Below are 21,642 nucleotides of genomic sequence, written 5' to 3'. Positions count from 1 at the left end.
GGACGTTTATGATCCAGATTGATCTTCCTACGCTGGTAAAACGGCTTAACCTGTTCTCCCGCCAGGCGCTGGAGATGGCCGCCTCTGAATGTATGAGCCAGCAGGCAGCGGAAATTACTGTCAGTCATGTACTTATTCAGATGCTCGCCATGCCACGCAGTGACCTGCGGGTTATCACCCAACAGGGCGATATTGGCATGGAAGAACTGCGCCAGGCGTTGACGGTGGAGAACTACACAACCGCTCGTTCTACGGACAGTTACCCGGCATTTTCCCCGATGCTGGTCGAGTGGCTTAAAGAAGGCTGGCTGCTGGCCTCCGCAGAGATGCAGCACAGCGAACTGCGCGGCGGAGTGCTGTTGCTGACTCTGTTGCATTCACCGCTGCGCTACATACCACCTGCCGCCGCCCGGCTACTGACCGGCATTAACCGTGACCGTCTGCAACAGGACTTTGTGCAGTGGACACGGGAATCAGCGGAATCAGTCGTACCGGACGCAGACGGTAAAGGCACAAGTATGCTGTCAGATACTGCTGACAGTCTGCTTGCCCGTTACGCCAAAAACATGACCGCAGACGCCCGTAACGGCAGGCTCGACCCGGTACTGTGCCGCGATAACGAAATCGATCTGATGATCGACATTCTCTGCCGCCGTCGTAAAAATAACCCGGTGGTGGTGGGTGAAGCAGGTGTGGGTAAAAGCGCGCTGATTGAAGGGCTGGCGCTGCGCATCGTGGCAGGCCTGGTGCCTGACAAGCTGAAAAACACCGATATCATGACCCTTGACTTGGGCGCATTGCAGGCCGGGGCGTCGGTGAAGGGCGAATTCGAAAAACGCTTTAAGGGGCTGATGGCGGAGGTCATTTCCTCTCCGGTGCCGGTCATTCTGTTTATCGACGAAGCGCACACCCTGATTGGCGCGGGCAACCAGCAGGGCGGGCTGGATATCTCCAACCTGCTCAAACCTGCGCTGGCGCGCGGCGAGCTGAAAACCATCGCTGCCACCACCTGGAGCGAGTACAAAAAATACTTCGAGAAAGATGCCGCCCTGTCGCGCCGCTTCCAGTTGGTGAAGGTCAGCGAACCCAACGCCGCCGAAGCCACCATTATTCTGCGTGGCCTGTCAGCGGTCTATGAACAGTCTCACGGCGTGCTGATTGATGATGACGCCTTGCAGGCCGCTGCGACACTGAGCGAGCGTTATCTCTCCGGGCGTCAGTTGCCGGACAAAGCCATTGATGTGCTGGATACCGCCTGCGCCCGTGTGGCAATCAACCTGTCATCACCACCGAAGCAAATCTCGGCGCTGACCACCCTGAGCCACCAGCAGGAGGCGGAAATTCGCCAGCTTGAACGCGAGCTTCGCATCGGGTTGCGTACCGACACCTCACGGATGACAGAGGTGCTGGTGCAGTACGATGAAACGCTGACGGCGCTGGATGAACTGGAAGCCGCCTGGCACCAGCAGCAGACGCTGGTCCAGGAGATTATCGCGCTGCGCCAGCAGTTGCTGGGCGTGGATGCCATGGTGGGTACGCCGCCAGAGTCAGAGCAGGATAATACCGGTACCGCACCAACTGATGAAGCCAGTAGCACACAGCCGGAAGAAACCGCTGAAACAGTTTCCCCGGTGCAGCGGCTGACACAGCTCACTGCCGAACTGGACGCTCTGCATAACGACCGGTTGCTGGTCTCCCCGCATGTCGATAAAAAACAGATTGCGGCGGTGATTGCCGAATGGACTGGCGTGCCGCTTAACCGCCTGTCGCAGAATGAAATGTCGGTCATCACCGACCTGCCGAAGTGGCTTGGTGACACCATCAAAGGCCAGAACCTGGCGATTGCCAGCCTGCATAAGCATCTGCTGACCGCACGCGCCGACCTGCGCCGTCCGGGACGCCCGCTGGGCGCGTTCCTGCTGGCCGGCCCCAGCGGCGTGGGTAAAACCGAAACCGTCCTGCAACTGGCGGAGCTGCTCTACGGCGGTCGCCAGTATCTCACCACCATCAATATGTCCGAGTTCCAGGAGAAACACACCGTTTCACGCCTGATTGGTTCGCCTCCGGGCTACGTCGGCTATGGTGAAGGCGGCGTGCTGACCGAAGCGATTCGCCAGAAACCCTACTCGGTAGTACTGCTCGATGAAGTGGAAAAAGCGCACCCGGATGTGCTCAACCTGTTCTACCAGGCGTTTGACAAGGGTGAGATGGCAGATGGCGAAGGCCGCCTGATTGACTGTAAGAATATCGTCTTCTTCCTGACCTCCAACCTTGGCTACCAGGTGATTGTCGAACATGCGGATGCCCCGGAGACCATGCAGGAAGCCCTGTATCCGGTGCTGGCGGACTTCTTTAAACCTGCCCTGCTGGCGCGTATGGAAGTGGTGCCGTACCTGCCGCTGTCGAAAGAGACGCTCGCCACCATTATCGCCGGGAAACTGGCCCGCCTTGATAACGTGCTGCGCAGCCGCTTTGGCGCGGAAGTGATTATTGAACCAGAAGTGACGGACGAAATCATGAGCCGCGTCACCCGCGCGGAAAACGGCGCGAGGATGCTCGAGTCGGTCATCGATGGCGACATGCTGCCGCCGCTCTCCCTGCTGCTGTTGCAGAAAATGGCGGCTAACACGGCGATTGCCCGTATCCGCCTGTCGGCGGCAGACGGTGCATTCACGGCAGACGTGGAAGATGCTCTGGACGACGAGTCCGTCACAGAGGATGAAATGGCTTTATGAGCAGGTTGCTCGTTTTCCGGCAGACAGGATTGTTTATCGCGGGCCTGATGGCGGGCTTACCCGCCAGTGCCGCGCCCGCAGAGTCATCGTCAGTAGCCGATGTGGCGGTCGCCGTCGCCACTGCGACGCCATCGGATACAGTGGCCACATTACAGGCTATGCAGTCCTGTCGCCGCGAGTCAGCGGCGCTGGAGCGGCTTGACTGTTATGACCGCATTCTTGCGCCGGAACAGGCTGGCTTTGGTGGTGCCGCACTGGTGAAAGCCCGTTACCAGGGCGAAGCCTGGACGCGCGCCACAGAGCAGGAAAAACGTCGCCAGGGCAACTCCACGGAACTGCTGGTGACGCAGGTGCAGGGGGAACGCCCGACGGTGGTGATAACCACCCCGGCTATCGGTCATGTTCCGCCACGCCCGGTGCTGATGTTCAGTTGCGTGGACAATATCACCCGGATGCAGGTGGCACTGATGCACCCACTGGATACGCACGATATTGCCGTCACTCTGAGCGCCGATGGCAAGACATTCCGCAGCCACTGGTTTGTGCGTGAGAGCGGCACTCTGCTGGAGTCCAGCCGGGGGTTATCCGGCATTGATGAAATTAAACAGTTATTTAGCGCAAAAACGCTGACGGTGGATACCGGCGCAGACAACGCAGTTGGAAAGCTGACCTTTAACATTGACGGGCTGGCCAGGGTGATCACTCCCCTGCGCGATGCCTGCCACTGGGCGGGAGAATAAAAATATGGCAATGGACTTACGCGATCCGAATGTCTGGATATCGCACCTGCTGGAAAACCTGCCGGAAGAGAGGCAGGCATCGGCGCTGAAGGACGATAATCCGGTCTGGGAGTATATCGACGGCGAAATCGTCAAACTGGGGTCACTGGCTCACAGCCAACTGGATATCCCGGAACTACAACGCAGGGGTCTTCAGCTTCTGGCCTCTGAAAGCAAAGACTTCCGGCTGCTGGCACATCTGCTCAGAACCCTGCAACACGCCGGAGATCCGCTCCTGGCATTGCGCCTGCTGGCGCTGTATGTGGAGCATTACTGGGCAGTGGCCGCACCGCAAAATATGGCGCACAAAAAACGTTTCGCCAGCCAGGTCATTAAACGCTTTGAAACGGGGATTGAAAGCTTTTCAGAAAACGCTGCCACAACGCAGCGCGATGCGCTGCTGGGCGAACTGGCGAAACTGGCGCAGTGCTGGCAATCACATAACGTCCCGGAACTGGCGCAGGCAACCGATGATCTTTTTGCCCTCTACCAGCGTGCGTTTAATCGTGCGGCCCCTGCCCCCTCCCCCACTCCGGCAGCCTCCGGTAGTACACCACAGACCACCGTCACACCTGAAAGCGGCGTGACGCAAACCAGCGATCCGGCTCCGCAAGTCACCATTGACAGCCACGACGATAAAGCCTGGCGCGATACGCTGTTAAAAGTGGCAGCCATTTTATGCGAGCGCCAGCCAGATTCGCCGCAGGGCTATCGCCTGCGTCGCCATGCTCTGTGGCAATCCATCAACAGTACGCCCCAGGCGGAAAGTGACGGACGAACCCCGCTGGCCGCCGTCTCCGCCGATATGATTGCAGATTACCAGGCACAGCTTGGCAGCGCAGATATGGCACTGTGGCAGCAGGTGGAGAAAAGTGTGCTCCTGGCACCCTACTGGCTGGACGGTCACTGTCTTTCTGCACAGACAGCACTGCGCCTGGGTTACAAACAGGTGGCAGACGCCATCCGCGATGAGGTCACCCGCTTCCTTGAGCGTCTGCCCCAGCTTACCGGGCTACTGTTTAATGACCGAACACCTTTTATCAGTGAGCAAACGAAACAATGGCTGTCCGCTTCGCCCGACGGCAAAGTTACACCGGTTGCGCAGGCCGGAGAGGAATCGCAGGCAGCCAGGACCTGTTTTACTGAGCAGGGGCTGGAGGCGGCGCTGCGGTATCTGGACATGCTACCCGAAGGCGATCCCCGCGATCAGTTTCACCGCCAGTACCTTGCCGCCCAGTTGACGGAGGAGGCGGGGCTGGTACAGCTTGCGCAGCAACAGTACCGGATGTTGTTCATGATGGGGGGGCAGACGATGGTGTCTGACTGGGAGCCATCGTTACTTGCGCAGCTCGAACAAAAATTCACGGCAGAACAATAAAAGAGAACAGGAGTTTTTGTGTTCAGATTACCAACACCCCGACTATTCAGCGGACTCAAATCAGCCCTGCGCCCGGCGATGCCCCGGTTTAAGGTTTCTGCCTTCTGGTTGCTGATACTGGCGTGGATTTTCCTGCTGGTATGGATCTGGTGGAAAGGCCCGACGTGGACGCTGTATGAAGAACAGTGGCTCAAACCACTGGCGAACCGCTGGCTGGCAACGGCGGCGTGGGGGATTATTGCCCTTGTGTGGCTTACCGTCCGGGTAATGAAGCGCCTGCAACTGCTTGAAAAACAGCAAAAACAACAGCGCGAGGAAGCCATTGATCCGCTCAGTGCGGAGCTGAACGCCCAGCAGCGTTACCTCGACCACTGGCTGCTGCGCCTGCAACGCCATCTCGACAACCGCCGTTTCCTGTGGCAGTTGCCGTGGTATATGGTCATCGGCCCGGCGGGCAGTGGCAAAACGACACTGCTGCGCGAGGGGTTTCCGTCCGACATTATTTATGCCCCGGAGGGCGCACGCGGCGCAGAACAACGCCTGTACCTTACGCCCCATGTCGGTAAACAGGCGGTGATCTTTGATATCGACGGCACACTCTGCGCTCCCGCTGATGCGGATATCCTGCATCGCCGTCTGTGGGAACATGCCCTCGGCTGGCTGAAAGAAAAGCGCGCGCGCCAGCCGCTGAACGGGATTATTCTGACACTCGATTTACCCGATCTGCTGACCGCAGACAAACGCCGCCACGAGCATCTGTTACAGACGCTACGCAGCCGCTTGCAGGATATACGCCAGCATCTTCACTGCCAGTTACCGGTTTACGTGGTACTGACCCGGCTTGATTTATTGCAGGGTTTTGCCGCCCTGTTTCAGTCACTGAACAGACAGGATCGCGATGCGATTCTGGGCGTCACGTTCACCCGCCGTGCCCATGAAAATGATGACTGGCGAACAGAGTTGAATGCTTTCTGGCAGACATGGGTGGATCGAATGAATCTGGCGTTGCCGGATCTGATGGTCGGACAGAGCCACGCCCGTGCGTCTTTATTTAGTTTTTCCCGCCAGATGCAGGGAAGCCGTGAACCGCTGGTATCACTGCTTGAGGGTCTGCTTGACGGCGAAAATATGAACGTGATGCTGCGTGGCGTCTATCTCACCTCTTCGCTTCAGCGCGGACAGATGGATGATATTTTCACCCAGTCTGCCGCCCGCCAGTACCGGCTGGGCAATAACCCACTGGCGTCCTGGCCCCTGGTGGACACCGCGCCCTATTTCACCCGCAGCCTGTTCCCGCAGGCATTACTCGCAGAGCCTAATCTGGCAACAGAGAGCCGCGCCTGGCTGATGCGTTCCCGCCGCCGCCTGACGGTTTTCTCTGCCACAGGCGGCGTGGCGGCACTGCTGCTCATTGCCGGCTGGCATCACTATTACAACGGTAACTATCAGTCCGGCATCACCGTGCTTAAGCAGGCAAAAGCCTTTATGGATGTACCACCTCCGCAGGGGGAAGATGACTATGGCAACCTGCAACTGCCGCTGCTGAACCCGGTACGCGATGCCACTCTGGCCTACGGTGACTGGGGCGACCGCAGCCGCCTTGCGGAGATGGGATTATATCAGGGGCGACGCATCGGGCCTTATGTGGAACGGACCTACCTGCAACTGCTGGAGCAACGCTATCTTCCGTCGCTGTTTAACGGGCTGGTCAAAGAGATGAACGCCGCGCCACCGGAGAGTGAGGAAAAACTCGCCGTGCTGCGCGTGATGCGAATGCTGGAGGATAAGAGCGGACGTAACAATGAGGTGGTGAAGCAGTATATGGCAAAACGCTGGAGCGAAAAGTTCCACGGCCAGCGCGATATCCAGGCGCAACTGATGTCCCATCTTGACTACGCGCTGGCTCACACTGACTGGCATGCAGAGCGTCAGGCGGGCGACGGTGACGCTATCAGCCGCTGGACGCCGTATGACAAGCCCGTTGTGTCAGCACAGAAAGAACTAAGCAAACTACCTGTCTACCAGCGGGTTTACCAGAGCCTGAAAACGCGGGCGCTGGGCGTTCTTCCTGCCGACCTCAATCTGCGTGACCAGGTAGGGCCAACCTTTGACCAGGTGTTTACATCTGCCGATGACAATAAACTGGTTGTTCCACAGTTTCTTACCCGTTACGGCCTGCAAAGCTATTTTGTAAAACAGCGCGATGAACTGGTTGAACTGACGGCGATGGATTCCTGGGTACTCAACCTCACCCGCAGCGTGAAATACAGTGACGCCGACCGGGCGGAAATCCAGCGCCAGCTCACCGAGCAGTATATCAGCGACTACACCGCCACCTGGCGGGCCGGGATGGATAACCTCAACGTTCGCGATTATGAATCCATTGCCCAACTGACCGGGGCGCTGGAGCAGGTTATCAGCGGCGACCAGCCTTTGCAGCGAGCGCTGACCGTGCTGCGTGACAACACACAGCCAGGCGTCTTTTCTGAAAAACTCTCTGACAAAGAACGGGAAGAAGCCCTGGCAGAACCGGACTACCAGCTACTCACTCGCCTCGGGCATGAGTTCGCCCCGGAAAACAGTACCCTGACAGTCCAGAAAGATAAAGAAAGCACGATGCAGGCCGTGTACCTGCAGCTCACCGAGTTACACCGCTACCTGCTGGCGATCCAGAACGCGCCTGTACCTGGGAAATCGGCACTGAAAGCCGTGCAGTTACGGCTTGATCAGAACAGCAGCGATCCCATATTCGCCACCCGCCAGATGGCAAAAACACTGCCTGCTCCGCTCAACCGCTGGGCAGGCAGGCTGGCTGACCAGGCCTGGCATGTGGTGATGGTGGAAGCCGTTCACTATATGGAAGTGGACTGGCGCGACAGCGTGGTGAAACCGTTTAACGAGCAACTGGCAAATAACTATCCGTTTAATCCACGTTCTGCACAGGATGCCTCACTGGATGCCTTCGAACGATTCTTTAAACCAGATGGCATACTGGATACCTTCTACCAGCAGAACCTAAAGCTGTTTATCGACAATGACCTAAGTCTGGAGGATGGCGATAACAACGTCATTATTCGCGAAGATATTATTGCGCAACTGGAAACCGCGCAGAAAATCCGTGACATCTTCTTCAGCAAACAGAACGGTCTGGGAACATCCTTTGCCGTGGAAACGGTATCGCTTTCCGGCAACAAACGCCGCAGCGTACTGAACCTTGACGGTCAGTTAGTCGATTACAGCCAGGGCCGTAACTATACCGCCCATCTGGTCTGGCCTAACAATATGCGCGAAGGCAACGAAAGCAAACTGACGCTGGTTGGTGCCAGCGGCGGCGCACCGCGCAGTATCAGCTTCAGCGGTCCGTGGGCTCAGTTCCGCCTGTTCGGGGCCGGACAGCTGACCGGAGTACAGGATGGCAACTTTACCGTGCGCTTTAGCGTGGACGGAGGCGCGATGACCTACCGTGTGCATACCGACACAGAGGATAACCCGTTCAGCGGTGGGTTGTTCAGCCAGTTTGGTCTGTCAGACACACTGTACTGAGGAGGCAGGGATGAATAGTAACGGACTGACACAAACTATCGTTACCGGCAGTGACCCGCGCGGGCTGCCGGAATTCAGCGCCATCCGCGAGGAAATAAACAAAGCCAGCCACCCGTCACAGCCTGAGCTGAACTGGAAACTGGTGGAGTCGCTGGCGCTGGCGATTTTTAAAGCCAACGGTGTGGATTTACACACCGCCACCTACTATACGCTTGCCCGGACACGGACACAGGGACTGGCGGGATTCTGCGAAGGTGCGGAACTGCTGGCGGCAATGGTAAGCCACGACTGGGATAAGTTCTGGCCGCAGGGCGGCCCGGCGCGTACTGAAATGCTGGACTGGTTTAACTCCCGAACCGGCAATATTCTGCGTCAGCAAATCTCCTTTGCGGAACCCGATCTGCCACTGATCTACCGCACAGAGCGGGCATTGCAGCTTATCTGCGACAAGCTCCAGCAGGTGGAGCTGAAGCGCGTTCCGCGCGTGGAGAATCTGCTCTATTTTATGCAGAACACGCGTAAACGGCTTGAACCCCAGCCGAAGAGTAACGCTGAGAACGCCGCACAGACCACGGTCAGAACGCTGATTTATGCCCCGGAAACACTGGCATCTTCCACACCAGAAGCGGTAGTGCCTCCCCTGCCCGGCCTGCCTGAGATGAAAATGGAAGTGCGCAGTCTGACAGAGAATCCCCCACAGGCCAGTGTGATAAAGCAAGGCAGTACGGTAAGAGGGTTTATCGCAGGGATCGCCTGTTCAGTGGCTGTCGCCTCAGCATTGTGGTGGTGGCAAGTCTATCCGGTGCAGCAGCAACTGTTACAGGTTAACGACACCGCTCAGGGCGCAGCAACGGTGTGGATGGCCTCACCTGAACTCGAAAACTATGAGCGCAGGCTGCAACAACTTCTTGATACCTCCCCGGTACAGCCGCTGGAAACCGGGATGCAGATGATGCGTGTTGCCGACAGTCGCTGGCCGGAAAGCCTGCAACAGCAGCAGGCCTCGACACAATGGAATGAGGCACTCAAAACCCGCGCACAGAGTAGCCCGCAGTTGCGTGGCTGGTTGCAGACCCGCCAGGACTTACATGCTTTTGCAGACCTCGTGATGCAGCGCGAGAAAGAGGGAATAACCCTTTCCTATATCAAAAATGTCATCTGGCAGGCGGAGCGGGGACTGGGGCAGGAAACACCCGTTGAGTCTCTGTTGACGCAGTACCAGGATGCCCGTGCGCAGAAGCAGAATACAGATGCGCTGGAAAAACAAATTAATGAGCGACTCGAAGGCGTGTTAAGCCGCTGGCTGCTGCTGAAGAATAATACGATACCGACGATAAAAAAAGACATTGAGTTTCAATAACATTCATGAATACAAAGGAGTTTTAAATGGCGAATTTAATTTATTTAACACTAAATGGTGATAATCAAGGGCTCATTTCAAGTGGTTGTTCATCACAACCATCCATTGGAAATAAAGCTCAAACAGCACACATTGATCAAATTATGATTTATGAATTCATGCATGGATTAAATCGAGATCAAAACGTCAACCATCATCATTTGACAATAAAAAAACCTATAGATAAAGCATCACCCTTATTAGGCAAAGCAATTTGCGACAATGAATTATTGACATGTGATTTTTCCTTTTATCGCACAAATAAATTTGGAATTAATGAACTGTACTATAAAATCAAATTAACTGGAGCAAAGATAAGCGACATTCATGTCTCTATATCACATATTGTTGTTGATAATAGCGTTCAACCCGAAGAGTCAGTTTCTTTCAGTTATGAGTCAATTATATGGGAGCATTGTTCCGCTGGCACTAGTGCATACAGTTTATGGGAAGATCGTCTTTTTTAAAAACATATGGGATTATTATAATGGCCAACAATATTTTACACTCTTCAACATCAGACAGTGAAAGCAAAAATACAAGCACTGACAGTACGTTATTTAATGAAAAATTCCCATTTCAACTAAGACAAGATTTAGCATCAAGAATAACAGAAGATGAAAGTGATTTTTTTAAATGGAAAAAAATAAGAGAGTTGGCATTTGTGAGCAATCATAAAGAATGGAATAAATATGACTTATTAATTTTAAAATCTGTTAATGAAATCAACATTCATTTGTCCAGCACTCCATACTTTCAGCCGTTGGATTGGTATATAATAAAAGCCATGCTCTGGACTGAAAACGATGCGGAAAATACTTCTCAGTGGAATGGTTATCCATTACAAATTGGTCGTTTTCGGAAAGATAAAGCGATGCCTGCTTTAATCTCTGGAGAAAAATCCACAGCCCTTGTTACCCCACCACAATGGAGAAACAAAGCATTCAATGGGTTAAAAGATCCAGAAAGAAATTACTGGGCAAAAGAACAAATAACTGGCTCTCCAGAAGAGAATATCAAAGCAGCAATTACTTACTTAATGATGAAACTTTCTAATACAAAGGAAGAATCAACTATCGATCAATATGACTCAACTCTATATAGCGCCATTGTCCAAAAAGGCGATTTGGCTGACAACATCAGAAAAGAGAGAAAAACGACCATACCTAACTTAACGAAAAACAATCCTGGAAAAAATCTCGATAAAATACACCCGGGAGATATTTTATATTATCAAAAAGCATCCATGAAAGTAATAATTACTGGATGGAAACCTATCACAATAAAAAATGTAGCGATGAATTATAATGGTGGTGGCGATCCCAAGTATGCAATAAAACTTCAGTTCGTTTATACATTACTCACAAAAAACAGAGTATTATGAGAATGGGAAAAATAACAATTATCCTACTGCTGACATTCTCATGTACAAAAGGTCTGGCATTTGACATTTCCATGTCTAAAGAATGTAGTGGTGTTGATGAACTTGAATTTATTGATTGTGTTAAAAACTCATTTATTATGAGCACTATTACACTTAAAAAAGCAGAAGTAAATATAAAAGAGAAAATTCAAAAATGGAATAGTGATGAGGACGAAGCAATAAGAAAAGAAGCAGTTATTTCTTTAAAAAGACTAGAGTCTTCTAATAGGGAATTTATACGTTACAGATTTGCTCAATGCTCTTTTACTCTAACCTGGGGGGCCAGAGTAGGGCGACTGGCATTCTCTCGGCTATATCCATGCTATACTGAGTTAAACAAAATAAGAGCCATGCAACTAAACAATGCTTACATTTCTGACTTTCAAAATCCAGATGAGATATCCAGCAAATGATTATTATAAATTTAAGATTAACATTACTATTTATACTGGCCACATTTACATATTCAGTACAATCAGACGAATTCGATGATCAAACCACTTACACGCAATACCGTTATTTTTCCACTGCTATACCGGAAGATATACGTAGATTTATGTTCTACGTAGATTATTGCTTTGTAGATTTAGCATTCGATATCGAAACTGACTCAATGACAGCTAAGAATGATATTATTAATGAATGTACTCCATTAAAAGAAAGAAACAAGACATTAAAAGAAAAATATAAAAAAAATGAAGAGATAATAGCAATTCTTTCCATTGCAGATGATACTATTTTAATTTATGAAGAATTAAAAAAATAACTCACATGCAATACACTGGTAATATATATTATAAGTTTATAAAAACAATCATATTTACATTATAGAAATACTCAACTCCTGTTTGCTGCCACCCTAAACTACAGGCGGCAGCATAACAATAACGATTACTGGAATCGACTCACCAAGTCTTTCACCATCGATACATATGTTTTTTGTTTAAAATTAAACAGTTGCGCTTCCGTAACATGGTCTTTTGATAGTTCTTTATTGCTCGTTTTTGTTATTCCAGCCGGCGGAAATATTACTCTCGATTCATAATTCACCGGCGACCAGGTAGCCCACTCACCTGTTGCCACATCCACCAGCGTGAAACGTACCAGGTAGCGCAGGGAGATAGCGTCAGTGAGTTTTTCATTTTTATAGTCGGACCATACTGTTGATTTCAGCGCAGAGTCATATTTTCCTGTCTGCAACATATCCTGGTAAACAATAATCGCTTTCTGATGTCCTTTTGCAGCCACAAAACGCAGTGCCTGCATCCAGTTCATATTCTCAGCACTGGCAACATCCTCGTTCTCATTTTTATCTTTGTTTTTGTTACAAGTCAGAGGCTTTTGCCTGTCCGGGATACCAGAGAATGTGGAAACAGTATAATATTTTCGCATCTCCTCCTGCATAATGGTTTCCGGTGCGCGGTTGCCGGATTGAACAAGTATTACAGGAGAATTAAGGGGAACGCGGAACTCATCTCCATCAAGCGCAGCTTGAATATCCTCTTCGGATACGGCCAGAGTGGTTTCATTACCGAATAAATCTTTGTCTGTCAGTTGCTGGGGAGTGTTTTTATTAATATTACTTTGTGTGACTTGAGCTTTTTTCTTCTTTACATCAATAGAAGATTCAGAGGCACATCCTGCAAGCAGCGAGAATAACACACATATGCAACAAAGCTTTTTTGAATTCATAATTGGACACTCCCTCGCCTGTCATAATGATTAGAATATTTAGCACTGATAACGGACTCTAATTATATACCCCACTTAAATAATAACAAACAAAATCAATTTGAAATATACATTCATTTAATCAATATAAATTTATTCTCTGGAAATATATTTAAGCTGAATGGTTCGATATCATTATTGAATTTTAATGAATGAGACAACAAGCGAGAATCACGCACTTACGCCAGAGTAAAATCATTGAACAGAGAAATGGTGGAATTCAAATACAAAAAACCGCAAAATTAAAAATTTTGCGGTTCTCTGAACTCATTTTTATGAGTGAATTTGGCGGAACGGACGGGACTCGAACCCGCGACCCCCTGCGTGACAGGCAGGTATTCTAACCGACTGAACTACCGCTCCGTGTTGTGTTCCTTTGGGAACGAGGCGAATATTACGGATTGCCTCAGCCTTCGTCAACGATTTTTCTCATCTTTTGAATCGTTTGCTGCAAAAATCGCCCAAGTCGCTATTTTTAGCGCCTTTCACAGGTATTTATGCCCGCCAGAGGCAGCTTCCGCCCTTCTTCTGCACCAGATCGAGACGGGCTTCATGTGCTGCAAGCTCTTCATCTGTCGCAAAAACAACGCGTAACTTACTTGCCTGACGTACAATGCGCTGAATTGTTGCTTCACCTTGCTGCTGTTGTGTCTCTCCTTCCATCGCAAAAGCCATCGACGTTTGACCACCGGTCATCGCCAGATAAACTTCCGCAAGGATCTGGGCATCGAGTAATGCCCCGTGCAGCGTTCGTTTACTGTTATCTATTTCGTAGCGAGCACATAATGCATCGAGGCTGTTGCGCTTACCGGGAAACATTTTTCTCGCTACCGCAAGGCTATCGGTGACCTTACAGAAGGTATTCGTCTTCGGAATATCGCGCTTAAGCAACGAAAACTCGTAGTCCATAAAGCCGATATCGAACGCTGCGTTATGGATAACCAGCTCCGCGCCGCGAATATAGTCCATGAACTCATCGGCTACTTCGGCAAACGTGGGTTTATCGAGCAAAAATTCATCGGCAATACCATGTACGCCAAAGGCTTCCGGATCCACCAGCCGATCGGGTTTGAGATAAACATGGAAGTTATTGCCCGTCAGGCGACGGTTCACCACTTCAACGGCACCAATCTCAATGATCTTGTGGCCTTCATAGTGCGCACCAATCTGGTTCATACCGGTGGTTTCGGTATCGAGAACGATCTGGCGTGTAATTGCAGTGCTCATAGCGGTCATTTATGTCAGACTTGTCGTTTTACAGTTCGATTCAATTACAGGAAGTCTACCAGAGATGCTTAAACAGGTAGAAATTTTCACCGATGGTTCGTGTCTGGGCAATCCTGGACCTGGGGGTTATGGCGCTATTTTACGCTATCGTGGACGCGAAAAAACTTTTAGCGCTGGCTACACCCGCACCACCAACAACCGTATGGAGTTGATGGCCGCTATTGTCGCGCTGGAAGCGTTAAAAGAACACTGTGAAGTCATTCTGAGTACCGACAGCCAGTATGTCCGCCAGGGGATCACCCAGTGGATCCATAACTGGAAAAAACGTGGCTGGAAAACAGCAGACAAAAAACCAGTAAAAAATGTCGATCTCTGGCAACGTCTTGATGCTGCGTTGGGGCAGCATCAAATCAAATGGGAATGGGTAAAAGGCCATGCCGGTCATCCAGAAAACGAACGTTGCGATGAACTGGCTCGTGCCGCGGCAATGAATCCCACACTGGAAGATACGGGCTACCAAGTCGAAGTTTAAGCCTGTGGTTTACGAAATTGCCGGGTGGCGCCGACCGCCTGGCGAATTCGCGGTTTGTTTTTGCTCTGTTTCATCGGGTTGAGCGTTAAAGGAATAGTCCGTTTCCGGGCAACGATAAGTTGTAAGCAACCAAGCGCAGGAATATGCGCGCTCAATAGTTTTCCACCATGTTTATTCCACGGGAGAACGTGGAAACGGCTGGCGTGTAGCACTTCAAAATTCAACAAAGAGAGCCAGTCCAGTTGCCGCATCAGGGTAAACATCCGGCTGTTATAAGGCGATGTTTTTCGCAAGACTGGCACAAGTTTACGTAATCCCATTAAACTGATGGGATTGAAGCCACTAATGACCAACCAGCCATCATCAATCAATACCCGATCGGCTTCACGCAACAAACGATGCGGATCGGTGCACCATGGCAGCGTATGCGCCAGTAGACAAACATCGACGGATTTATCGGCAAAAGGAAGATGAAGTGGGTCCGCCTGCACCTGTACGGGCATTCCTTGTGCAGAAACATTCACTTGATGAGAAACCGCGCACGCTTCGCAATTGATTTCTGCGCTTAAATTGCCAATCTTAAGCAGATGAAAACCATACATTTTCGTGAACCATGGGTTGAGCTGGCGCTCCAGCGCCTTGCGATAAAGCTCTCCCCAGGGCAAATCGCCCCAGCAATCAGGAGCCACGACTGTTTGAGGGTTCCTTGCCGGTTTCATCACAACCTTCCGTTTCACACTGAGAGGTAATATATGAATCTTAACAGTATTCCTGCCTTTGATGACAATTACATCTGGGTTTTGAATGATGAAGCAGGCCGTTGCCTGATTGTCGATCCTGGAGAAGCGGAGCCGGTAGTAAAGGCCATTGCCGCCAATAACTGGCAACCGGAGGCCATATTTCTCACCCACCATCATCACGATCACGTTGGCGGCGTAAAAGAACTGGTGGAAAAGTTTCCGCACATTGTGGTCTACGGTCCACAAGAGACACAAGATAAGGGAACAACACAGGTAGTCAAAGATGGCGAAACTGCCTTCGTTTTGGGGCATGAATTTAGTGTAATTGCCACACCAGGTCACACTTTAGGACATATCTGTTACTTCAGTAATCCTTATCTATTTTGCGGTGATACTCTTTTCTCTGGTGGCTGCGGGCGATTATTTGAAGGTACAGCTTCTCAAATGTATCAATCACTTAAAAAATTAAGTGCTCTACCTGACGATACGCTGGTATGTTGTGCTCATGAATATACTTTATCAAATATGAAGTTTGCCTTGAGTATTCTTCCGCACGATTTGTCCATAAATGATTATTATCGTAAAGTTATTGAGTTACGGGCAAAAAATCAAATTACACTCCCCGTTATTCTCAAAAATGAGCGGAAAATTAATGTTTTTTTAAGAACAGAAGATATTGATTTAATTAATGTAATTAATAAAGAAACATTATTGCAACAACCTGAGGAGCGTTTTGCCTGGTTAAGGTCAAAGAAAGATAGATTCTGATAAAACTTTCTTGTCATCGGCTTCGTTCGCCGTTATGATCGGTCGTCTTTTAAGCAACTATTGACACACACATGAAGGCAAAAGCGATATTACTCGCCTCTGTCCTGCTCGTGGGTTGCCAGAGTACCGGTAACGTCCAACAGCACGCACAGAGCCTTTCTGCAGCTGGTCAAGGGGAAGCAGCAAAGTTTACAAGTCAGGCACGATGGATGGACGATGGGACGTCTATCGCGCCAGATGGTGACTTGTGGGCTTTCATTGGCGACGAGCTAAAGATGGGAATTCCGGAAAATGACCGGATTCGCGAACAGAAACAGAAATATTTACGCAATAAGAGCTATCTCCACGATGTAACTTTACGGGCAGAGCCGTATATGTACTGGATAGCCGGGCAAGTTAAAAAACGTAACATGCCTATGGAACTGGTACTACTACCCATAGTGGAGAGCGCTTTTGATCCTCACGCGACGTCTGGCGCCAATGCCGCGGGCATCTGGCAGATCATTCCGAGCACGGGGCGCAATTATGGTTTGAAACAGACCCGCAATTATGACGCGCGTCGCGATGTTGTTGCTTCAACGACAGCCGCGCTGAACATGATGCAACGTCTGAACAAGATGTTTGACGGCGACTGGCTTTTGACCGTAGCGGCTTATAATAGCGGCGAAGGTCGGGTCATGAAGGCAATTAAAACGAACAAAGCACGTGGGAAATCCACGGACTTTTGGTCGTTACCGTTGCCGCAGGAAACGAAGCAGTACGTGCCTAAAATGCTGGCATTGAGTGATATTCTCAAAAACAGCAAACGTTATGGCGTACGTCTGCCGACGACCGATGAAAGCCGTGCTCTGGCACGTGTACACCTGAGTAGCCCGGTTGATATGGCGAAGGTTGCAGATATGGCGGGAATTTCCGTCAGCAAGCTGAAGACATTCAACGCTGGCGTGAAAGGCTCCACGCTGGGCGCAAGTGGCCCGCAGTACGTGATGGTGCCAAAGAAGCATGCAGATCAACTGCGTGAATCTCTGGCTTCCGGCGAAATTGCTGCTGTACAGTCGACACTGGTTGCCGACAATACGCCACTTAACAGTCGTGTTTACACCGTTCGTTCTGGCGACACGCTTTCAAGTATCGCTTCACGTCTCGGCGTAAGCACCAAAGATTTGCAGCAGTGGAATAAACTGCGCGGATCTAAGCTGAAACCAGGCCAAAGTTTGACGATTGGCGCAGGTAGTAGCGCACAGCGACTGGCAAACAACAGCGATAGCATTACGTATCGTGTGCGCAAAGGCGATTCGCTTTCAAGCATTGCTAAACGCCACGGCGTGAACATCAAAGATGTGATGCGCTGGAACAGCGACACTGCGAATCTGCAACCAGGCGATAAGCTGACGTTGTTTGTGAAAAACAACAACATGCCAGATTCCTGACAAACCAGATAATAAAAAGGCACCGATTCCCCCGGTGCCTTTTTTATTTATGCCGCTTTATGTGCTTCTACCATGATGATATCACTGGTGAAAGAGCCATCATTCTGCAAGGCAAAATACGTTTTCACCTCTGTCGATGCGCTCTGTTGGTAAATGCGAATAGCATCTACTAACGCTTCTGGCGTACGCATTCTGGCGACCCATGAAGAAAATTCCAGCGGTAACTTATCTGTAATTAAATTATCAACTATCAGATTGGCTTCATTGATTAACGTCAACCACTCACCGCTGGCGTAGTTTCGTACGTGAGAGGTATCGCGTAATGCTTCTACCGTCTGTAACCAGATGTCGCGCACTGGGTGACCCGGAGACATTACGTCCATCACAATCAGCCTACCGCCAGGTTTCAATATCCTATTCACTTCTCGCAGTGCTGCACCAACATCATGCCAGTGATGGGCAGAATAACGGCTGATAACAATATCAAATGCGTTATCGGCAAATGGCAGACTTTCGGCATATCCCTGGCGGGTGGTGATATTTTTCAGTTGCCGGGCTTCGGCAGCTTGTGCCACGACATCCAGCATATGGGCAGATAAGTCATACGCCACCACCGTGCTCACGTTTTGCGCAGCGACAAAGCTGGCATGCCCTGCTCCGCAGCCCATATCAAGTACACTTGCATCAGGATAATCAGCCAGACGCACCGCCAGGCGCTGTAAATCTCGTCCGGATGCATGTACGGTACTGGTCAGATATTCGCTGGCTTGAGAGCTAAACTGCTTTTCTACGTGGTCATGGTGGGATTGTGTTGTCATTGCGCTGTCCTTTTGTTGTTTGAGTATAAAAGGACAGCGCCAAACGTTGGTCTGCCCTGTGGCAGACCTGACATACCTTATTTATCAGGCTTGCCGGGACTGAATTCAACGAGTAGCGGATTGTGATCGGAAGCGCGCGTAACCAGTACAGAAGCTTCGCTGACGTTCAGACCACGGTAGAAAACAAAATCGAGCGGGCGACCAAACGCCCGACGGCGCTGATCATCGGTAAAACGCACCTGGCGCAGCGACATTTCCCGCGCAAAGCGATATAACGCGTTCATCCTTCTACGGCTCCAGGCATTGAAATCTCCCGCCATAATGACCGGGCCGCTGTGATGGGCAATCTGATCGCCAATAGGAAGCAACTGCTTACTGTAAACATCTACGCCCAGACTAAAGTTGACGGCGTGAATATTGACGACCATCAACAGGCGGGTATCAGGTAATGGGTAGACCGTCACCAGCGCTGATTTCGCCAGACGTAAAATAGGTTCACGTTCGCGTAACGGGCAGCAATAAATGGGATGCGCCGCCGAAAGGGTCATGACACCGGAAGGATGCTGCGGCAGCACGAAAGCGGGTACCTGATCGGCAGCAAGATAGTTAGCAGTCGCAAACTGTACTAACTCTGGCGTTGTTTGCGCTTCCTGCAATAACACCAGATGTGCATCTTTGCCGTAGTTCTTTAATACCGACAACCATTCAGCGCGTTGCTGTTTGTATATGTTCCACACCAGGATCCGAATACGCTCTTCGGTACTTAACGGTTCTCCAGGTGGTAATGCCTGGCCGATGCTCGCAAAAGACCCCGGCGGTAAGATCCTTTCCGCAGGTTGTCCGGCAACATAGCGCATGGCATAGGTGTTTTTTCGCACTTTTGACTTTGAAACCTCGATTACGTCACCCCTTCCGCATTCAGGAGGGTTCTACTGTTATAGGGATTTTAGCTCACTCTTTCAACGAGCAATTGTAGATTGTTATGTAAGCAAGTACTTACACCAGGCTGAATTTTACTCTTTATAGATATCATTAAATCGGATGACATATCACGTATCCTGATGGTTTAATGACAAATAAATTCAAAATATCTCTTCTATTTTGCAACAGGAGCAAAAATGAAAGCCACGTCGGAAGAACTCGCCATTTTTGTTTCGGTCGTCGAAAGCGGCAGCTTTAGCCGGGCAGCGGAACAATTAGGGCAAGCAAACTCAGCGGTAAGCCGGGCGGTGAAAAAGCTGGAGATGAAACTAGGCGTTAGCCTGCTTAATCGGACCACGCGACAACTTAGCCTGACGGAAGAAGGCGAGCGTTATTTTCGTCGCGTACAGTCAATTTTGCAGGAGATGGCAGCGGCAGAATCAGAAATTATGGAGACGCGTAATACACCGCGTGGACTGTTACGGATCGATGCCGCAACTCCAGTGGTGCTGCACTTTCTGATGCCATTGATTAAGCCTTTCCGTGAACGCTATCCGGAAGTCACTTTATCGCTAGTCTCCTCCGAAACGATTATTAATTTGATCGAAAGAAAAGTGGATGTCGCGATACGCGCCGGTACGTTAACGGATTCCAGCTTACGTGCCAGGCCGTTATTTAACAGTTATCGAAAAATTATCGCCTCCCCCGATTATATTTCCCGCTACGGGAAGCCAGAAACTATCGACGATTTAAAGCAACATGTTTGCCTGGGATTCACTGAACCCGCTTCCCTCAATACCTGGCCGATAGCCTGTAGTGATGGACAATTACATGAGGTGAAGTACGGTTTGTCATCCAATAGTGGGGAAACACTGAAACAGCTTTGCCTGAGTGGCAACGGGATTGCGTGTTTGTCCGACTACATGATCGACAGAGAAATCGCTCGCGGAGAATTGGTGGAGTTAATGGCAGATAAAGTGTTGCCAGTGGAAATGCCATTCAGTGCAGTCTATTACAGCGACCGTGCGGTAAGTACGCGCATCCGGGCTTTTATCGATTTCCTTAGCGAGCATGTAAAAACAGCTCCCGGAGGAGCTGTCAGAGAGGCTTAATCCCATTCAGGAGCCAGACCTTCCGGGCTAACCAGGCGATCGTTGCAATCCAGTGCGGCGATCGCTTTTTTATCTTCGGCATCAAGCTGTAAATTTTGTGCCTTAAGATTACTTTCCAGGTTTTTACGTTTAGTAGAAGAAGGAATTACTGAGTAACCTTCCCCCATAGCCCACGCCAGAATCACTTGTGCCGGAGTCGCATTGTGTTTAGCTGCGATACGAGCAATAACCTCATCTTTCAGGGCCTTACCATACGCCAGCGTCATATAGGAAGTAATATGGATGCCGTGCTGTTTAGCCCAGGCAACCACTTTACGGTTTTGCAGATAAGGAGAGAGTTCAATCTGGTTAGTAGCGATGTTTTCAGCGCCAACAGCAGCAATCGCCTTTTCCATCAATGGGATCGTGAAGTTGGAAATACCGATCTCACGCGTCAGCCCTTGTTTTTTGGCTTCCAGCAGCGCCTGCATAAACTCTTCAACAGAGACTTCATCGTTTGGTGACGGCCAGTGGATTAGCGTCAGATCAACATAATCAGTACGCAATTTTTGCAGGCTCTCTTTCAGACTCGGGATCAATTTGTCTTTGCTGAGATTTTCAATCCAGATTTTAGTGGTGATGTAGAGTTCATGACGTGGCACGCCACTTTCTGCAATCGCCTGACCTACTGCAGCTTCGTTATCATAGATTTGTGCGGTATCAATTGCGCGATAACCAAGTTCTAGCGCCGTTTTCACAGATGAAATAACAACGTCGTCTTTGAGACGGAAAGTACCTAAACCAAATGCAGGGATAGCCATAATATGCCTCTTTTAATGCTATTTTCGTTAACTAAGGTGATTATGAGCTTTAGACTGTTGCGGAAAAAGGGTGTAAAACGCAGAGGATTTTTGCGATTTTGGCAATAATAGAAATACAGACGAAAAAAAACCTCGAGCAATAACTCGAGGCTTCTTAATAAGTGGCGGAACGGACGGGACTCGAACCCGCGACCCCCTGCGTGACAGGCAGGTATTCTAACCGACTGAACTACCGCTCCACCGAATTCTTTTACAACCACCGGTTTTATGACCGGCTTACTGCTTAATTTGATGCCTGGCAGTTTA

18 protein-coding genes, 2 tRNA genes and 2 pseudogenes are annotated in these 21,642 nt (G+C 50.3%); 14 read left to right on the top strand and 8 right to left on the bottom strand.

Annotation, left to right across the window (positions count from 1 at the left end; genetic code table 11):
• The first annotated feature begins 8 nt into the window (after positions 1 to 8).
• The 10 genes and pseudogenes from tssH (at position 9) to FEK47_RS25545 (ending at position 12,023) form a co-directional block, all read left to right on the top strand.
• Positions 9 to 2,735 (top strand): type VI secretion system ATPase TssH, encoded by a 2,727-nt coding sequence (gene tssH, locus FEK47_RS23185; RefSeq protein ID WP_135486878.1) that lies wholly within the window; start codon positions 9 to 11, stop codon positions 2,733 to 2,735.
• The gene (vasI, locus tag FEK47_RS23180; protein WP_135486877.1) at positions 2,732 to 3,475 is read left to right on the top strand and encodes a type VI secretion system-associated protein VasI; all 744 of its coding nucleotides are present in this window, start codon (positions 2,732 to 2,734) and stop codon (positions 3,473 to 3,475) included. Before tssH ends, vasI begins: the two co-directional genes overlap by 4 nt.
• Before the next feature lie 4 nt (positions 3,476 to 3,479).
• Positions 3,480 to 4,892, top strand: a complete 1,413-nt coding sequence (gene tssA / locus FEK47_RS23175; protein ID WP_135486876.1) for a type VI secretion system protein TssA — start codon at positions 3,480 to 3,482, stop codon at positions 4,890 to 4,892.
• A 108-nt stretch (positions 4,893 to 5,000) separates the two neighbouring features.
• Complete coding sequence (gene tssM, locus FEK47_RS23170; RefSeq protein ID WP_135486964.1) at positions 5,001 to 8,435, top strand: type VI secretion system membrane subunit TssM; 3,435 nt, start codon at positions 5,001 to 5,003, stop codon at positions 8,433 to 8,435.
• A 10-nt stretch (positions 8,436 to 8,445) separates the two neighbouring features.
• Positions 8,446 to 9,856, top strand: a pseudogene (locus FEK47_RS23165) (VasL domain-containing protein).
• Entirely contained in the window at positions 9,822 to 10,301 is a 480-nt protein-coding gene (locus FEK47_RS23160) for an Hcp family type VI secretion system effector (protein ID WP_001284959.1), read from the top strand. The pseudogene FEK47_RS23165 and the gene FEK47_RS23160 overlap by 35 nt, the downstream one beginning before the upstream one ends.
• Before the next feature lie 20 nt (positions 10,302 to 10,321).
• Positions 10,322 to 10,540: pseudogene (locus tag FEK47_RS25550) on the top strand (hypothetical protein); the annotation flags it as partial.
• Positions 10,541 to 10,621: 81 nt separating this feature from the next.
• Positions 10,622 to 11,218 carry a hypothetical protein gene (locus tag FEK47_RS23155; protein ID WP_000964776.1) on the top strand — a complete coding sequence of 199 codons (597 nt, stop codon included), beginning with the start codon at positions 10,622 to 10,624 and terminating at the stop codon, positions 11,216 to 11,218.
• Between the two features lie 2 nt (positions 11,219 to 11,220).
• Positions 11,221 to 11,670 (top strand): DUF1311 domain-containing protein, encoded by a 450-nt coding sequence (locus tag FEK47_RS23150; RefSeq protein ID WP_135486965.1) that lies wholly within the window; start codon positions 11,221 to 11,223, stop codon positions 11,668 to 11,670.
• A complete protein-coding gene (locus tag FEK47_RS25545) occupies positions 11,667 to 12,023 on the top strand; it encodes a hypothetical protein (RefSeq protein ID WP_000583961.1) in 357 nt (118 codons plus the stop codon). Before FEK47_RS23150 ends, FEK47_RS25545 begins: the two co-directional genes overlap by 4 nt.
• A gap of 125 nt (positions 12,024 to 12,148) precedes the next feature.
• On the opposite strand, the gene FEK47_RS23140 is transcribed toward FEK47_RS25545, so the two are convergent.
• From FEK47_RS23140 to dnaQ, 3 genes are all read right to left on the bottom strand, one after another.
• Positions 12,149 to 12,949, bottom strand: coding sequence for a hypothetical protein (locus FEK47_RS23140; RefSeq protein WP_135486873.1), 801 nt, complete (start codon positions 12,947 to 12,949; stop codon positions 12,149 to 12,151).
• Between the two features lie 325 nt (positions 12,950 to 13,274).
• Positions 13,275 to 13,351: transfer RNA gene (locus tag FEK47_RS23135), tRNA-Asp, on the bottom strand.
• A 132-nt stretch (positions 13,352 to 13,483) separates the two neighbouring features.
• Positions 13,484 to 14,215 carry a DNA polymerase III subunit epsilon gene (dnaQ, locus tag FEK47_RS23130; RefSeq protein ID WP_001366128.1) on the bottom strand — a complete coding sequence of 244 codons (732 nt, stop codon included), beginning with the start codon at positions 14,213 to 14,215 and terminating at the stop codon, positions 13,484 to 13,486.
• Positions 14,216 to 14,279: 64 nt separating this feature from the next.
• Between dnaQ and rnhA the strand changes: the two genes are divergently transcribed.
• Positions 14,280 to 14,747, top strand: a complete 468-nt coding sequence (gene rnhA / locus FEK47_RS23125) for a ribonuclease HI (protein ID WP_000917883.1) — start codon at positions 14,280 to 14,282, stop codon at positions 14,745 to 14,747.
• Here the strand turns inward: rnhA and FEK47_RS23120 are convergent.
• Complete coding sequence (locus FEK47_RS23120; protein WP_130224088.1) at positions 14,744 to 15,466, bottom strand: class I SAM-dependent methyltransferase; 723 nt, start codon at positions 15,464 to 15,466, stop codon at positions 14,744 to 14,746. The genes rnhA and FEK47_RS23120 overlap by 4 nt on opposite strands.
• Positions 15,467 to 15,499: 33 nt before the next feature.
• On the opposite strand from FEK47_RS23120, the gene gloB reads away from it, so the two are divergent.
• Both gloB and mltD read left to right on the top strand, forming a co-directional pair.
• A complete protein-coding gene (gloB, locus tag FEK47_RS23115) occupies positions 15,500 to 16,255 on the top strand; it encodes a hydroxyacylglutathione hydrolase (protein ID WP_135486872.1) in 756 nt (251 codons plus the stop codon).
• Between the two features lie 71 nt (positions 16,256 to 16,326).
• Positions 16,327 to 17,685 (top strand): murein transglycosylase D, encoded by a 1,359-nt coding sequence (gene mltD / locus FEK47_RS23110; RefSeq protein ID WP_032320646.1) that lies wholly within the window; start codon positions 16,327 to 16,329, stop codon positions 17,683 to 17,685.
• Between the two features lie 47 nt (positions 17,686 to 17,732).
• Here the strand turns inward: mltD and FEK47_RS23105 are convergent, their stop codons facing one another.
• Together FEK47_RS23105 and FEK47_RS23100 are read right to left on the bottom strand one after the other, a co-directional pair.
• Positions 17,733 to 18,503 (bottom strand): class I SAM-dependent methyltransferase, encoded by a 771-nt coding sequence (locus tag FEK47_RS23105; protein WP_135486871.1) that lies wholly within the window; start codon positions 18,501 to 18,503, stop codon positions 17,733 to 17,735.
• 77 nt (positions 18,504 to 18,580) lie between these two features.
• The gene (locus tag FEK47_RS23100) at positions 18,581 to 19,381 is read right to left on the bottom strand and encodes an endonuclease/exonuclease/phosphatase family protein (RefSeq protein ID WP_089628352.1); all 801 of its coding nucleotides are present in this window, start codon (positions 19,379 to 19,381) and stop codon (positions 18,581 to 18,583) included.
• 240 nt (positions 19,382 to 19,621) lie between these two features.
• Between FEK47_RS23100 and yafC the strand changes: the two genes are divergently transcribed.
• The gene (gene yafC / locus FEK47_RS23095) at positions 19,622 to 20,536 is read left to right on the top strand and encodes a DNA-binding transcriptional regulator YafC (RefSeq protein ID WP_000648583.1); all 915 of its coding nucleotides are present in this window, start codon (positions 19,622 to 19,624) and stop codon (positions 20,534 to 20,536) included.
• On the opposite strand, the gene dkgB is transcribed toward yafC, so the two are convergent.
• The gene (gene dkgB, locus FEK47_RS23090) at positions 20,533 to 21,336 is read right to left on the bottom strand and encodes a 2,5-didehydrogluconate reductase DkgB (RefSeq protein WP_000997036.1); all 804 of its coding nucleotides are present in this window, start codon (positions 21,334 to 21,336) and stop codon (positions 20,533 to 20,535) included. The two genes, yafC and dkgB, sit on opposite strands and share 4 nt — an antisense overlap.
• 162 nt (positions 21,337 to 21,498) lie before the next feature.
• Positions 21,499 to 21,575: transfer RNA gene (locus tag FEK47_RS23085), tRNA-Asp, on the bottom strand.
• Positions 21,576 to 21,642 lie beyond the last annotated feature (67 nt).

Origin of the sequence: Escherichia sp. E3659 (assembly GCF_005781135.1) — a bacterium.
Lineage (GTDB): Bacteria > Pseudomonadota > Gammaproteobacteria > Enterobacterales > Enterobacteriaceae > Escherichia.
This window is presented reverse-complemented; position numbering and strand designations above follow the sequence as displayed.